This is a genomic window from Nocardioides dilutus (genome assembly GCF_054779555.1).
The window spans coordinates 368,492-383,082 of the sequence record NZ_BAAGYA010000002.1; the positions used below are offsets into that span (position 1 = coordinate 368,492).

The following is a 14,591-nucleotide window of genomic DNA, read 5'->3' on the forward strand; positions in this document are numbered from 1 at the left end:
GGTCGGGCGTGTCTCCCCAGGTCAGCGCGCCCGTCGGCGTACGTTTCCCGGTATCGGCGAGTGGGGAAGCTCGCCGTATCGGGAGGCCCGGGCGTGACCCATCACGACTGCAGTACGACCAGTTGGTCCAGCAGGACCTGCCGGCCGTACGAGGGGGCCGGCACTCCGGCCTCCCGGCTCCTTCCCGGTCCACGCAGCTGAACGAGGGCCGGGGCGAGGAGTGCGCGCGCCGGCTGCGAGGTGGCATCGTGCCGAAGCCAGTCCGCACCTACGTCCTCGACACCAGCGTGCTGCTCGCCGACCCGGGCGCCCTGCGCCGCTTCGCGGAGCACGAGGTCGTGCTCCCGGTCGTCGTGATCACCGAGCTCGAGGGCAAGCGGCACCATCCTGAGCTGGGCTACTTCGCACGCGCCTCGTTGCGGATGCTCGACGAGATGCGGGTGACCCATGGCCGACTCGACGAGCCGGTCCCGGTCGGCGAGGACGGTGGCACCGTCCGCGTGGAGCTCAACCACACCGACCACGACTCGCTGCCCTCGGGCTTCCGGCTCGGCGACAACGACACCCGGATCCTGGCCGTTGCCCGCAACCTCGCCAACGAGGGCGCTGACGTCACCCTGGTCAGCAAGGACCTCCCGCTGCGGATCAAGGCCTCCGCCGTCGGCCTCGACGCGCAGGAATACCGCGGCGAGACGATCAGTGACTCCGACACCGGCTACTCCGGCATGGCCGAGCTCGAGGTCGAGAGCGCGGACCTCGACGAGCTCTACGACGACGGCACGATCGACCTGCCGGCCGCGCGCGAGCTCCCGTGTCACCAGGGGCTGGTGCTGCTCTCCGAGCGCGGCACGGCGCTGGGCCGGGTCGGGCCGGACAAGCAGGTCCACCTGGTGCGCGGCGATCGTGAGGCGTTCGGCATCCACGGCCGCTCGGCCGAGCAGCGGATCGCGCTGGAGATGCTGCTCGACCCGGAGGTCGGCATCGTGTCGCTCGGTGGCCGCGCCGGCACCGGCAAGTCCGCGCTTGCCCTCTGTGCGGGCCTCGAGGCGGTGATGGAGCGCGGCCAGCACAAGAAGGTGGTCGTCTTCCGCCCACTGTTCGCCGTCGGCGGCCAGGAGCTCGGCTACCTGCCGGGCTCCGAGGGCGAGAAGATGGCGCCCTGGGCCCAAGCCGTCTTCGACACCCTCGGGGCCATCACCTCGCGCGAGGTCATCGAGCACGTGCTCGACCGCGGGATGCTCGAGGTCCTGCCGCTCACCCACATCCGCGGCCGGTCGCTCCACGACGCCTACGTCATCGTCGACGAGGCGCAGTCGCTGGAGCGCAACGTGCTGCTCACCGTGCTGTCGCGGATCGGGGCCAACTCCAAGGTGGTCCTGACCCACGACGTCGCGCAGCGCGACAACCTCCGGGTCGGCCGCCACGACGGCGTCGTGGCGGTGGTGGAGAAGCTCAAGGGTCACCCCTTGTTCGCCCACGTCACGCTGACCAGGTCGGAGCGGTCGCCGGTCGCGGCACTGGTGACCGAGATGCTCGAGAACGTCACGCTCTGAGCTATCCGTGCGTCCCGGCAGTGGCGCATGTGACCTCTGTGACTACAGGGGCGACGAGTCGTGGCTGATTGTCGCGTTCGGTTTGCGGGCCCCCTCGCCCTCGGGCATGGTGGGCGAGGCCGAGTCCCCGACAGTGAGTTGTCCTGCCTGTGTCGACCCGCACTGACAAGGTGCTGAAGCACGAGCCGAAGCACCGCGCTCCCGCGTCCCGGCGCGCCCCCAGGGCGGCGCTGCGCACCTCGCTGACGCTGTCGGCGATGGCGGTCGTGGGCACCGGGCTGGCCGTCAGTGGGGGATCGCTCGTCGGCCTGGGCGGGCCTTCCGACGTCGGCGACATCGCGCCGGCGGCCGCCGACCTCGTCGAGGACACGACGACGGACAGCGCGGACGGCGCTGACGTCACCGCCGCCGCGGATGCGTCCCCGCGCGACGTCCTGGTGACCCGCTCGGACCGCCGCGCCGCGACGGACCAGGCCAAGGCGGATTTGCTCGACATCGGCGGCGCGACCAGCACCAACGCGCTCACCCGCACCGAGGACCTCTCCGACGAGGACCCGCGCACGATCGCCCGGGCGCTGCTGGCCGAGTTCGGCTTCAGCGAGAGCCAGTTCGGGTGCCTCGACTCCCTGTGGGAGCGCGAGTCGAAGTGGAACGTCTACGCCGACAACCCCAACTCCTCGGCCTACGGCATCCCGCAGGCCCTGCCCGGCTCCAAGATGGCCTCCGCCGGTGCCGACTGGCGGACCAACCCGGTCACCCAGATCCGCTGGGGTCTCGGCTACATCGAGGACCGCTACGGCTCGCCATGCGGTGCCTGGTCTCACAGCCAGCGCGTCGGCTGGTACTAGCGCCCCGCGGTCACGGACCGGTCATCGACTCCACGTCGAGCGCCTCGTCCAGCTGCGCCTCGGTGAGCTCGCCGCGCTCGACGAAGCCCAGGGCGATCACCGTCTCGCGGATCGTGGCGCCGTCGGCGAGCGCCTGCTTCGCGACCTTGGCGGCGGCCTCGTAGCCGATGTACTTGTTGAGCGGTGTCACGACCGAGGGTGACGACTCGGCGTAGCGGCGCATCCGCTCGGCGTCAGCGGTGATGCCGTCGACGCAGCGGGTGGCCAGCAGTCGAGAGGCGTTGGCGAGCAGCCGCACCGACTCGAGGACGTTACGCGCCATCACCGGCATCGCGACGTTGAGCTCGAAGCTGCCGCTCGCGCCGGCCGCGGCCACGGCAGCGTCGTTGCCCATGACCTGGAAGCAGACCATGAGCGTGGCCTCGGGCAGCACCGGGTTGACCTTGCCCGGCATGATGCTCGACCCGGGTTGCAGGTCAGGGAGGTGGATCTCGGCCAGGCCCGTCGTCGGGCCGGAGGACATCCAGCGCAGGTCGTTGCAGATCTTGGTCAGCCCGACTGCGATGGTGCGCAGCACACCGGACAGCTCGACGAGGGAGTCGCGGGTGCCCTGCGCCTCGAAGTGGTCGCGGGCCTCGGTGAAGTCCTGGCCGGTCGCCTCCGATAGCACCTCGATCACCCGCTGCGGGAACCCGGCGGGGGTGTTGATGCCGGTGCCGACCGCCGTTCCGCCGAGCGGCAGCTCGCGGACCCGGGGCAGGACGGAGTCGAGGCGCTCGCCGGCGTAGCGGACCGTCGCGGCGTAGCCGCCGAACTCCTGCCCGAGCGTCACCGGGGTCGCGTCCATGAGATGCGTCCGGCCGGACTTCACCAACCCGGCGTACTCGGTGGCCTTCGCCCCGAGCGACGAGGCGAGGACGTCGAGGGCCGGGAGCAGGTCCTCGACCACGGCGAGCGTCGCGGCCACGTGGATCGCGGTCGGGAACGTGTCGTTGCTCGACTGGCTGGCGTTGACGTGGTCGTTGGGGTGCACCTCGGTGCCGGCGTGGGTCGCGAGCGTGGCGATGACCTCGTTGGCGTTCATGTTGGAGCTCGTGCCGGACCCGGTCTGGAAGACGTCGATCGGGAACGCCGCGTCCTGCGAGCCGGCCGCGACCTCCCGGGCGGCCGCCGCGATGGCGTCGGCCTGCTCCGCCGACAGCACGCCCAGCTCGCCGTTGGTGACGGCCGCGGCGGCCTTCACGTGCCCGATGGCGTGGATGAGCCGGGGCTCGATTGGGGTGCCGCTGATCGGGAAGTTCTCCACCGCCCTCTGGGTCTGCGCCCGCCAGAGGGCGTCACGAGGCACCTGGACCTCGCCCATGCTGTCGTGCTCGACGCGGAAGTCACCCTCAGCTCCAGTCACGTTGCGACGGTAACCCTCGCGACGTACAGCCAGTAGTGCTCGTCCCGATCCTGGAGCCGCACCTCGTGCGGCCGCGCCTCGACCTCGTCGAAGACCTCGCGCATCGTGCCCTCGAGATCCGGCGCCTGGTTGGCCGACCACACCACCAGCGCCCCGCCCGGCCGGAGTGCCGCCCGCGCCGACTCCAGGGCCGGCCGCTCGTAGAGGGACGCGTTGCCGGCGTGGACGAGGTTGTCGGGGCCGTTGTCCACGTCCAGGAGGACCAGGTCGTACGTCGCCGGGCGGGCCTCGGCGAGGGCGGCCGCCACGTCCGCGACGACCAGGTTGACCCGCTCGTCGGCGAGCAGCGCCGGTCCGCCGGGGACGGTGCCGTCGCGCATCCAGTCGACCAGCGCCTGCTCGATCTCCACGACCGAGCAGAGCTCCACCCGGGAGTCCGCCAGCACCTCGTGCATGGTGAACCCGAGTCCCAGACCGCCCACGACGACGGCCCGCGGGTCGTCCACGAGGGCCAGCGCCTCGTGGGCCAGGGCGCGCTCGGTGCTGACCTCGAGGTCGTCCATGACGAACACCCCGTTGACGCGCAGCTCCAGCGAGCTCGGCCCGTCCTCCGGCCGTCGTTCGCGCAGCACGAGCTCACCGCGCTCGGACTCGGCGCGGGCGATCTCGACGTAGTCCACGCGGACTACTGGGCCGAACGTACGCGGAGCCCGGTGACGGGCACGGTGACCGCACCCGAGGGGTCGGTGAAGAAGTCGTTGCCCTTGTCGTCGACGACGATGAATGCCGGGAAGTCCTCGACCTCGATCCGCCACACCGCCTCCATGCCCAGCTCCTCGTACTCGAGGACGGACACCGACTTGATGCAGTCCTGCGCCAGCCGGGCGGCGGGGCCGCCGATCGAGCCGAGGTAGAAGCCACCATGGCGGTGGCAGGCCTCGGTGACGGCCTTGGAGCGGTTGCCCTTCGCCAGCATGACCATCGACCCGCCGGCGGCCTGGAACTGCTCGACGTAGGAGTCCATCCGGCCGGCGGTCGTCGGGCCGAAAGAGCCCGAGGCCATGCCCTCCGGCGTCTTGGCCGGCCCGGCGTAGTAGACCGGGTGGTCCTTCAGGTAGTCAGGCATCCCCTCGCCCGCGTCCAGCCGTTCCTTGATCTTGGCGTGCGCGATGTCGCGGGCGACGACGAGCGGCCCGGTGAGCGAGAGCCGGGTCTTGACCGGGTGCTTCGACAGCTCGGCGAGGATCTCGCTCATCGGGCGGTTGAGGTCGATCTGCACGACCGCGCCGCTGGAGATGTCGTCGGCGATGCCGGCGTCGGGCATGTAGTGCGCCGGGTCGGTCTCCAGCTGCTCGAGGAAGACGCCCTCGGCGGTGATCTTGCCGAGTGCCTGGCGGTCGGCGGAGCACGAGACGGCGATCGCCACCGGGCACGAGGCGCCGTGCCGGGGCAGCCGGACGACCCGGACGTCGTGGCAGAAGTACTTGCCGCCGAACTGCGCGCCGATGCCGAACGACTGGGTGAGCTTCCAGACCTCCTCCTCCAGCTCGAGGTCGCGGAAACCGTGCGCCGACATCGAGCCCGACGTCGGGAGGTTGTCGAGGTAGTGCGCCGAGGCGTACTTAGCGGTCTTGAGCGCGAACTCCGCCGACGTGCCGCCGATGACCACCGCCAGGTGGTAGGGCGGACAGGCGGCCGTGCCCAGTGAGCGGATCTTCTCGTCGAGGAACTCCAGCATCCGCGTGGGGTTCAGCACCGCCTTGGTCTCCTGGTAGAGGAACGACTTGTTGGCCGAACCCCCGCCCTTTGCCATGAAGAGGAACTTGTACTCCGGCCGAGAAGTCCCATCCGGCCCGGAGGACTGCGGCGTCGAGTAGATCTCGATCTGGGCCGGCAGGTTCGTGCCGGTGTTCTTCTCGTCCCACATGGTCAGCGGCGCGAGCTGGGAGTAGCGCAGGTTGAGCTTGGTGTAGGCGTCGTGCACACCGCGCGAGATCGCCTCGGCGTCGTCCGCGCCGGTGAGCACGCCCTCGGACTTCTTGCCCATGACGATCGCGGTGCCGGTGTCCTGACACATCGGCAGCACGCCGCCGGCGGAGATGTTCACGTTCTTGAGCAGGTCGAGGGCGACGAAGCGGTCGTTGCCGGACGCCTCCGGGTCGTCGATGATCCGCCGCAGCTGGGCGAGGTGGGCGGGCCGCAGATAGTGGGAGATGTCGTGCATCGCCTCGGCGGTGAGCCGCCGGATCGCCTCGGGCTCGACCTGGAGGAACGTCCGGCTCTGCCCGTCGACGACGGCCTCGAACGTCGACACGCCCTCGGCGGTCACCAGCCGGTAGGGCGTCTCGTCCGGTCCGGTCGGGAGCAGGTCGGAGTAGAGGAACTCGGGCGGTGTCGATGCTTGGTCAGCCACGAGTGTTGAGTATCGCGCAGCGGCATACGCTGTGCGCATGGCGGGCGAGCTTCAGCACCCGGGAGGGGCACACGACCCCACCCGGCTGCGCATCTCGGACGCCGAACGGCACCAGGTCGCCGAGATCCTGCGCGAGGCCGCCGGCGAGGGGCGTCTCGACCTCGACGAGCTCGACGCGCGCCTGGAGGCGACGTACGCCGCCCGCACCTACGCCGACCTGGTGCCGATCACCCTCGACCTCCCGGCCCACCCACACCCGGTCCCGGTGAGCCGGCCGTCCGCCTCCGCGCTGGTCGTCCCCGGGCCGGACAGGGAGACGCACCTCGCGGTCATGAGCGGTTTCGACCGCCGGGGTGTGTGGGTCGTGCCGGAGCACATGACGATCGTCGCGTTCTGGGGTGGCGCCGAGCTCGACCTGCGGCAGGCGAAGTTCGCCGCCCAGGAGGTGGTGATCACCATCCACGCCGTCATGGGTGGCGCGTCGGTCATCGTCCCCCCGCACGTCAACGTGCGGATGGAGGGCACCGGGATCATGGGCGGCTACTCCGGGCCCTCGGGCCTGGTCGACGCCCAGCTCGCAGCCGACTCACCCACCGTCCGGATCCGCGGCGTCGCGATCATGGGTGGCGTCAACGTGGAGCGCAAGCACAGCAAGTAGGACCGACCCTGGGGATGGCGCTCAGGGCGAACGAGTGAGGTGGACCAACGTGACCGTCTCCGGCCGGCGGCGAGGGACGAGGAAACCCCGGGTGGCCAGGCTCGCGCCGGAGGCGGTCGCGCCACCCAGCGGGCCAGTCTCGAGCAGCGCTGCCGAGCGGCTGACTGCGGCCGGGTTGACCGGTCCCTCCCAGTGCAGGTCGTAGGTCGCCGCGGGATCGAGCCCGGGGACCCGGACCGTCACTCCGCGGCTGTGCGCGGACTCATCCAGCTGCACGTGCGCGACCAGGGCCTCGTCGCACGAGGCGGACACCACCCCGTGGAGCAGGACCGCCGGGTCCGAGGAGGCCGGGCGCACCATCCGGCCCGAGTGCAGGAGCGGCCGGAAGCGCCGGTAGCGCTCCACCCACGCGGCCAGCCGGTCGAGGTCGTCGTCCGTGGCCTCGCGCAGGTCCCACTCGATGCCGAAGGAGCAGAACAGGGCGGTCGCGGCCCGGAAGTCGAGGTCGAGGTGCCGCCCCGTGGTGTGCGACCGGGGGGAGGAGACGTGCGCGCCGACCAGTTCCGGGGCGATCAGCTGGGTCGTCCAGCGCTGGATCTGCTGGCGAGACAGGGCGTCGGTCATGTCCGAGCCCCAGAAGCGCTGCACCTTCTCCAGCACGCCGAAGTCGATGCGCCCACCCCCTGAGGCGCACGACTCCCAGGCCACCCCGGGGTGCTCGGCGCGCAGCGAGTCCAGCAGGTCGTAGAACGCGAGCGTCTGCTCGTGCACCGCCGCCGCGCCGTCGCGTCGACCCGACCCGGCCTCGAGCAGGTCACGGTTGTGGTCCCACTTCACGAAGTCGATCGGGTGCGCGGCCAGCACGGCGCTCACGCGTTCGAACAGGTGGTCGCGGACCTCCGACCTGGTCAGGTCGAGGACGAGCTGGTGACGCTCCAGGATCGGCTGCCTGTTGCCCGTGCTCAGCACCCAGTCCGGATGTGCGCGGAAGAGGTCGGAGTCGGGGTTGACCATCTCGGGCTCGAACCACAGGCCGAACTCCATGCCCAGGCCGCGGACGTGCTCGACGAGCGGGTCGAGGCCCTCGGACCAGACCGACTCGTCGACCCACCAGTCGCCGAGCCCGGCGGTGTCGTCGCGGCGGTGCCGGAACCACCCGTCGTCGAGGACGAACCGCTCGACACCCACCCGGGCGGCGCGGTCGGCGATCGCCCGCAGCCGGGACAGGTCGTGGTCGAAGAACACTGCCTCCCAGACGTTGAGGACGACCGGCTGGGTGCCCGGATGGGTCGGCAGGGACCGCTGCCAGGTGTGCCAGGACGCGGCCAGCCCGTCCAGCCCGTCGTCGGCGGCCGCGACGTAGACCCACGGGGTCGTGTAGGTCGATCCCTCGTCCAGCACGACCTCCCCCGGCTGGAGGAGCTCGCCCCCGCCGATCGTGGCGCCGGTGGCCGCGTCCCGCTCGACGCGCAGCACCGAGTTGCCGCTCCACCCGACGTGCACGCCGAGCACCTCACCGTCGGTGGGGGAGAAGCCCGGGGTGCCGATGACGCACATGGTCGCGGCATCGAGGCCGGGCCGGCCGCCGCGGGCCTCGCGCAGCCAGAGGCCGTCGGTGAGGCCGTGGCGCTGCGGGGTGCGCTCGCGCTCGTGGCGTCCGGTGAAGTCCAGCACCTCGGTGAGGTGGTCGGGGACCGGTACGACGACCTCGAGGCCGTCGAGCCAGTAGCTGCCGGGCGCCTCGTTGACGACGGAGTAGCGGCCGCGCAGCCCGCCGCCCGGCAGGCTCTGCAGCTCGAAGGTCAGCCCGAGCCCGGCGTCCTTGTCGCGGGCGGAGAGATGCAGCGTGCCGTCCTGGACGGAGAGACTCTCGGCGCGGAAGCACGTCGACCAGTCCCGCCCGCCGCGGTGGCCGCGCAGGTGCGGTCTGGTGAAGCGGTTGTGGGCGTGTTCGCCCAGCAGGCGCATGGTGACCGCCGGGTCGGGCTCGAGATCCCCGTCCCCCTCGCGGCCGTCCAGGACGCCGGTCCAGTCGACGAAGGGCAGCCCGTCCGAGGCCTGGGTCAGCCGGATGCCGGTGCGACGCCCCCCGGCGGAGGGGGCGTCGCCCTGTGGGAAGAGCAACGCTCGCACTCAGCCCTTGACGGCTCCGGCAGTCAGGCCCCGGACGAAGAACCGCTGGAGCGACAGGAACACCACGATCGGCAGCAGCATCGAGAACATGCCGGCTGCGGTCACGAGCTCCTGGTTCTGCCCCTGCTGGCCCAGCAGCTGCGAGACCGACACCGTCATCGGCGCCTTCTCGCCCGGGCCCAGGAACACGAGCGCGACGAGGAGGTCGTTCCACACCCAGAGGAACTGGAAGATCGCGAACGACGCGAGAGCGGGAACCGACATCGGGAGCACCAGCCGCCAGAACGTCTGGAAGTGGCTCGCGCCGTCGATCTTCGCCGACTCGATGATCGTCCCAGGGAGCGTCGACATGTAGTTGCGCAGCATGTAGATCGCCAGCGACATGCCGAAGCCGACGTGGAAGAGCCACACCGCCGGGAACTCCCCGCCGAACGGCGTGTAGTCACGGTAGAGACGCAGCATCGGAACGAACGACACGAAGTTGGGCACCACCAGCATGCTCACGACGATGATGAACAGGATGTCCCGGCCCCAGAACCTCATGAAGGTGAAGGCGTAGGCCGCGAAGGCGGCGATCAGGATCGGGATGAACGTCGCGGGCAGGGCGATGGCGAGGCTGTTGATGAAGCCCTCGCCCAGGTTGGTGCCCTGGATGGCGTCCTTGTAGTTCTCGATCGTCAGGTTGCCGATGGTCGACGGGTGGATGAAGAGGTTCCACCAGCCGCCCTTGTCCTGGTCGTCGCCGGTGCGGAAGGAGGTCAGCAGGATCCCGATCGTCGGAACGACCCAGAGGAAGACGATGATCGTCAGCGCGACGTAGGTGAACACCCCGGCGTTGCCCGGGGATGCGTCGTGGCTCTCCTTCTGCTTCTTCCTCGTCGTCTTCTGCTTCTCGAGGTCCTCCTCGACAATGACTGCGGGCGTGGTCATCGGCCGGCCTCCTCGGCGCGGAAGTTGCGCACCTGGTAGATCATGATCGGGATGATCGCGATGAGCAGCATGACGACGATGGCCGCCGCCTTGCCCTGGTCGTTGTTGTTGAAGAACTGCAGGTAGAACTCGTTGGCGAGCACGTTGGTGTTGAAGTTGCCCCGGGTCATCACGTAGACGATGTCGAAGACCTTCATCACGCCGATGAGGACCGTGACGAAGACCGTGATGATGGTGACCTTGATCTGAGGAACCACCACACGGAAGAAGATCTGGCGCTCGTTGGCTCCGTCGATCCGCGCCGCTTCAAGGGTCTCACCGGGCACCCCCTTGACTGCGGCGGACAGCAGGACCATCGCGAAGCCCACGTTCATCCAGATCAGCATCACCATCAGCAGGAAGCTGTTGAAGTGGAGGGTGTTCTCCTGGATCCACGCGACCGGATCTCCGCCCAACCCGGTGACGATCGCGTTCTGGATGCCGATCTGGGGACGCCCCGCGGGCCGGAAGTCGTAGATCAGGCCCCACACCACCGAGGCGCCGACCATGCTGATCGCCATCGGCATGAAGATCAGCGTCTTGACGGTGTTCTCACCGCGGGTCTGCAGCCGGTCGGCCAGCACCGCGACCATGAGGCCGAGGATGACCACCATGACTGGGACGACTGCGATCCAGAGCAGGGTGTTGAACAGGGTGTCGCGGAAGCCCTCGTTGCCCAGCAGGTCCTTGTAGTTCTGCAGGCCGACCCACTCCTGCGCGGGGAACCCGACCTTGGTCTGGAAGCTGTAGATGATCGTCAGGACCGCCGGGTAGATGACGAAGATGACGATCGCGGCATACGCCGGGAGGATGTAGAACAGCGGCTTGAGCCGCTCCTCCAAGCGTCCCGGAAGCAGCTCGGAGAGCTTGTTGAGGACCCAGAACAGGGCGAGGGCCGCGCCTATCCCGATCAGGATCGTCAACAAGGTGGTCACTACCTTGGCGCCCATTCCTTGGACCTTCCTCTTGGTGGAGGTTTGTTGCCTGGATGCGGGACTGAGTCACGGGCCCGGGGGGCGCCGAACGAGCTCGGCGCCCCCCGTTCCCATGGCTTGTCGCAGGGTCAGCTCGCCGGCCAGCTCTCCTCGATGTTCTGGAGCGCGGTGTCGAGGTCGGTGTCCCCGTTGATCCAGTTGGTCATCTCCCGCCAGAACGTGCCCGCGCCGACCGCGGCCGGCATGGCGTCGGACCCGTCGAACAGGAACGCCGTCGAGTCATAGGCCACCTGGGCGATCTCCCTGGTCGTCTCGCTCGGGTAGACCGACGTGTCGAAGGTCTTGAACGGGGAGATGAACGACGACACCGGCGCGGCTGTCAGCCCGACGTCGGCGCTGGCCAGCAGGTTGATGGCCTTCTTGCTGGCCTCGTCGTCGCTGAGCAGCACGGCGAGGTCGCCGCCGCCCAGGACCGGGTTCTCGCCACCTGCCTCGGCAGGCGGGAACGCGGCGACACCGAGCTCCTCGTCCACCGCGGCGTAGATCTCCTCGGGCAGGAAGTCCTGGCCCACGAAGAACGAGCCTTGCTTGAGCAGCCAGCACGACGGGCCGGCCGCGTCGAACATCGGCAGGGCCGCGTCGCCGAACGCGGTCGCGGTGATCGAGTTGCGGCCACCGTAGACGTTGCCGTCGGTCGCAAAGACGCCCTCGAAGTACTCGCCGGCCTCCTTGACGGTGTCGTCGTTGAACGGGACCTCGTGGGAGACCCAGTCGTTGTAGTAGTCGGCGCCGCCGAAGCGCATGACCAGGTCCTCGAACCAGTCGGTGGCGACCCATCCGGTGGCGTCGCCGGACTCCATGGTGAGGCACCAGGGGGTGCCGCCGTCGGCCTTGATCTGGTCGGCGAGCGCGGTCAGATCGTCAAGGCTCTCCGGCTCCTCGTAGCCGGCGGCCTCGAATGCCTTCTTGGGGTAGAACAGCAGCGACTTGACGTTCATCGACGTCAGCAGCGCGTAGAGCTTGTCGTCGACCACGCCGGCGTCGAGCGCGCCGGCGACCATGTCGGACTCGAGCTGGTCGGTGTCCAGGACGTCGTCGAGCGGGAACGCCGCGCCGAGCTCGACCACGGAGGCCACGACGCCCGGCTGGGGCAGCAGGGCGATGTCAGGGGTGTCGCCGGAGGCGATGGAGGTCTTGATCAGCTTGTCGATCGCGTCGACGCGCTCGACCTTGACCGTGATCCCCTCCTCCTTCGCGGCCTTGGTGACCTGCTCCTGGATGGCGTCCACGACCGGCTGGTCGAGGCTCATCCAGATGGTCACCTCGTCGTCGTCATCTCCGCCGCCGCCGTCGTCGCCGCCGCAGGCGGCCAGGCCGCCGGCCAGTGCGACCGCGGTCACCGACGCAAGCAGCTTGGCGCGGCTCCTCGGGTTGATTCTCATGCGTCTCCTCCGGTTGGGTCAGCGCCTTGACGCCGAACTGGTGTGGCGTAATGTGACGCCCACCACATGCTGAATCGAATCAGCGTGATCCTCGTCTCTGTGCTCATCACTGTCAAGGCTCGGTTTGATTACGTGGGACGGGGCCGGCCTAGACATGCAACGTATGCGACAAGGGGAGGACGAGACCAGTGCCTGACAGCCGCCGGGTGACTCTTTCTGACGTCGCCGAGCTGGCCGGGGTGTCCGCGACGACCGCGTCCTACATCCTCAACGGCCGATCCGACGAGATGCGGATCGCGGTGGCGACCCAGGAGCGGGTGCGCCGCGCGGCGGTCGATCTCAACTACCGCCCCAACCCGAGCGCACGCAACCTGCGCACGGCCCGAACCCAGACGGTCGGGATGATCACGGACCTGGTCGCCGGTGGCCCGTTCGCCAGCCAGATGATCACCGGCGCAAGTGTCTCCGCGCGCTCCCAGGACCACGTGATCCTGATCGGTGAGTCCCAGGGCGACGTCGAGCTCGAGGGGCTGCTCATCACCGAGATGCTCGACCGGCGGGTGGACGGGATCGTCTACGCCAAGGTGGTCACCACCGAGATCGACGTCCCCGAGGTGCTGCGCACCCACCGCGCGGTGCTGCTCAACTGCGTCGACCGGTCCGCGGTCCTGCCCGCGGTCCTGCCCGACGAGTTCGAGGGCGGGCGGTCCGCGGCCGCCGCACTGCTCGAGGGCGGGATCCGGGGCGGGATCCACGTCGTCGGGGAGCGCCCCCTCGGCGGAGCCATCGCGGGCCCGTTGCGCTTCGACGGCATCCGCGCGGCGCTCCGCGCCGCCGGGTCCGATGTCGCCTCCGAGATCCCGTGCGGGTGGTCGGTGCCTGAGGGGTTCAAGGCAGTGACCGCGTTCCTCGACGCGGGCACGGTGCCGCAGGCCCTCATCACCATGAACGACCGGGTGGCCATGGGCACCTACCAGGCCCTGGCCGACCGAGGCCTGCGAGTTCCGGCCGACGTCTCGGTCGTCTCGTTTGACGGGTCCGACCTCGCGCAGTGGCTGCGGCCACGGCTCACCTCCATAGTGCTGCCCTATGCCGAACTGGGGGCCCGAGCCATCGACCTGCTGCTCGGTGACGACCGGGACACCGGCGTGACCCGGGTGCCGATGCCGGTCGCCGCCGGCCGGTCGGTGCGGAAGCTGACCACCGAGCCGAGGAGCTAGCCCTTGTTCGACCTCGACGAGGACTGGGTGTGGGACTTCTGGACGATTCGGGACGGCGCGGACCATCATTTGTTCTTCCTCCACGCTCCGCGCGCCCTGGGCGACCCTGACCTGCGCCACGTCAACGCCCGCGTGGGGCATGCGGTGTCGACCGACCTGAGGTCCTGGACCCACCTCCCGGACGCGCTGGCCCCGCAGCCGGCGCCGGCGTTCGACGACATCGCCACCTGGACGGGCAGCTGCGTGCGCGGCCCCGACGGCGACTGGTGGCTGTTCACGAGCGGTCTGTCGAGCCGCGGCGACGGTCGGGTCCAACGGTTCGGGGCGGCCACCTCGAGCGACCTGGTGTCGTGGCGGCGCACGGACCTGGTCAGTGAGGTCGACCCGCGCTGGTATGCCACCGAGGACTATCGAGGGGAGGCGCACTGGCGCGACCCGTTCGTCATCGCGGGCGACGACGGCTGGCATCTCTACCTCACTGCCAAGGCTTCGCCGGCGAGCTGGCCCGGGGCCCACGGCAACGGCGTGGTCGCCCACCTCACGTCCCCCGATCTCTCGGTCTGGACGGTGCGGCCTCCGCTCGGCGGCCCGACCGGGCGCTTCGACCAGCTCGAGGTCATCTCGCTGGCGCAGGTCGAAGGTCGCTGGGCCCTGCTGTTCTCCTGCCTGTCTGGTGAGGTCGTCGGCGCCGAGCCGGGCTGCGGTGGCGTGTGGTCGGTCGCCGTGGACGGGCCGGGTGCGCCGGTCGACCTCGACCGCGCGGTACGCCTGACGAGCGAGGACCTCTACGTCGGACGGGTGGCCGAGACTGACGAGGGTCCGCGGTTCCTGGCGTTCGAGATCCGCGGGGAGGACGGCCACTTCGCCGGAGGCGTCATCGACCCCGTGCCGGTCACCTGGCGCGCCGACGGTGCCGGGTTGGAGCTGGCGCCGGGGGCGGACACCCCGTCTCGATGGCGGCCCTGAGACGGCACCTTCCCGGGCACTCGCCCTCTCGCTAGGGTGACGCGGGTCA

The 14,591-nt window shown here is 69.9% G+C and carries 12 protein-coding genes; 5 read left to right on the top strand and 7 right to left on the bottom strand.

Going from position 1 to position 14,591, the window contains the following annotated elements; all coding sequences use genetic code 11:
• Positions 1-248: 248 nt before the first annotated feature.
• Together ACYVC6_RS11380 and ACYVC6_RS11385 are read left to right on the top strand one after the other, a co-directional pair.
• The gene (locus ACYVC6_RS11380) at positions 249-1,553 is read left to right on the top strand and encodes a PhoH family protein (RefSeq protein WP_460714062.1); all 1,305 of its coding nucleotides are present in this window, start codon (positions 249-251) and stop codon (positions 1,551-1,553) included.
• A 149-nt stretch (positions 1,554-1,702) separates the two neighbouring features.
• The gene (locus ACYVC6_RS11385) at positions 1,703-2,401 is read left to right on the top strand and encodes an aggregation-promoting factor C-terminal-like domain-containing protein (RefSeq protein ID WP_460714064.1); all 699 of its coding nucleotides are present in this window, start codon (positions 1,703-1,705) and stop codon (positions 2,399-2,401) included.
• Between the two features lie 10 nt (positions 2,402-2,411).
• Here the strand turns inward: ACYVC6_RS11385 and ACYVC6_RS11390 are convergent, their stop codons facing one another.
• From ACYVC6_RS11390 to ACYVC6_RS11400, 3 genes are read right to left on the bottom strand one after another with little or no spacing between them, the layout of a single operon-like run.
• On the bottom strand, positions 2,412-3,806 hold the full coding sequence (locus ACYVC6_RS11390; RefSeq protein WP_460714066.1) for a class II fumarate hydratase: 1,395 nt from the start codon (positions 3,804-3,806) through the stop codon (positions 2,412-2,414).
• The gene (locus ACYVC6_RS11395; protein ID WP_460714068.1) at positions 3,803-4,486 is read right to left on the bottom strand and encodes a spermine/spermidine synthase domain-containing protein; all 684 of its coding nucleotides are present in this window, start codon (positions 4,484-4,486) and stop codon (positions 3,803-3,805) included. Before ACYVC6_RS11395 ends, ACYVC6_RS11390 begins: the two co-directional genes overlap by 4 nt.
• Positions 4,487-4,491: 5 nt before the next feature.
• Positions 4,492-6,219, bottom strand: coding sequence for a fumarate hydratase (locus ACYVC6_RS11400; protein ID WP_460714070.1), 1,728 nt, complete (start codon positions 6,217-6,219; stop codon positions 4,492-4,494).
• 37 nt (positions 6,220-6,256) lie between these two features.
• Between ACYVC6_RS11400 and ACYVC6_RS11405 the strand changes: the two genes are divergently transcribed.
• Entirely contained in the window at positions 6,257-6,877 is a 621-nt protein-coding gene (locus ACYVC6_RS11405; RefSeq protein WP_460714072.1) for a DUF1707 SHOCT-like domain-containing protein, read from the top strand.
• Positions 6,878-6,898: 21 nt separating this feature from the next.
• On the opposite strand, the gene ACYVC6_RS11410 is transcribed toward ACYVC6_RS11405, so the two are convergent.
• The 4 genes from ACYVC6_RS11410 to ACYVC6_RS11425 all read right to left on the bottom strand — a co-directional run bounded on the left by ACYVC6_RS11410 (position 6,899) and on the right by ACYVC6_RS11425 (position 12,356).
• Positions 6,899-9,010: an alpha-galactosidase gene (locus ACYVC6_RS11410; protein ID WP_460714074.1), complete on the bottom strand. Its 2,112-nt coding sequence runs from the start codon at positions 9,008-9,010 to the stop codon at positions 6,899-6,901.
• Positions 9,011-9,940: a carbohydrate ABC transporter permease gene (locus tag ACYVC6_RS11415; RefSeq protein ID WP_460714076.1), complete on the bottom strand. Its 930-nt coding sequence runs from the start codon at positions 9,938-9,940 to the stop codon at positions 9,011-9,013.
• Entirely contained in the window at positions 9,937-10,929 is a 993-nt protein-coding gene (locus ACYVC6_RS11420) for a carbohydrate ABC transporter permease (protein ID WP_460714078.1), read from the bottom strand. Before ACYVC6_RS11420 ends, ACYVC6_RS11415 begins: the two co-directional genes overlap by 4 nt.
• 113 nt (positions 10,930-11,042) lie before the next feature.
• Positions 11,043-12,356: an ABC transporter substrate-binding protein gene (locus tag ACYVC6_RS11425; RefSeq protein WP_460714080.1), complete on the bottom strand. Its 1,314-nt coding sequence runs from the start codon at positions 12,354-12,356 to the stop codon at positions 11,043-11,045.
• A gap of 188 nt (positions 12,357-12,544) precedes the next feature.
• Here ACYVC6_RS11425 and ACYVC6_RS11430 point away from each other — a divergent pair, with 188 nt between their 5' ends.
• Both ACYVC6_RS11430 and ACYVC6_RS11435 read left to right on the top strand, forming a co-directional pair.
• Positions 12,545-13,576 carry a LacI family DNA-binding transcriptional regulator gene (locus tag ACYVC6_RS11430; protein WP_460714082.1) on the top strand — a complete coding sequence of 344 codons (1,032 nt, stop codon included), beginning with the start codon at positions 12,545-12,547 and terminating at the stop codon, positions 13,574-13,576.
• A 3-nt stretch (positions 13,577-13,579) separates the two neighbouring features.
• Complete coding sequence (locus ACYVC6_RS11435; RefSeq protein WP_460714084.1) at positions 13,580-14,542, top strand: hypothetical protein; 963 nt, start codon at positions 13,580-13,582, stop codon at positions 14,540-14,542.
• Positions 14,543-14,591: the final 49 nt, after the last annotated feature.

What these genes read in the sequence shown, in the direction of transcription:
- ACYVC6_RS11420 (WP_460714078.1), bottom strand. Translation starts at nt 10,929, where the DNA reads ATGGGCGCCAAGGTAGTGACCACCTTGTTGACGATCCTGATCGGGATA.
- ACYVC6_RS11415 (WP_460714076.1), bottom strand. Translation starts at nt 9,940, where the DNA reads ATGACCACGCCCGCAGTCATTGTCGAGGAGGACCTCGAGAAGCAGAAG.
- ACYVC6_RS11425 (WP_460714080.1), bottom strand. Translation starts at nt 12,356, where the DNA reads ATGAGAATCAACCCGAGGAGCCGCGCCAAGCTGCTTGCGTCGGTGACC.
- ACYVC6_RS11405 (WP_460714072.1), top strand. Translation starts at nt 6,257, where the DNA reads ATGGCGGGCGAGCTTCAGCACCCGGGAGGGGCACACGACCCCACCCGG.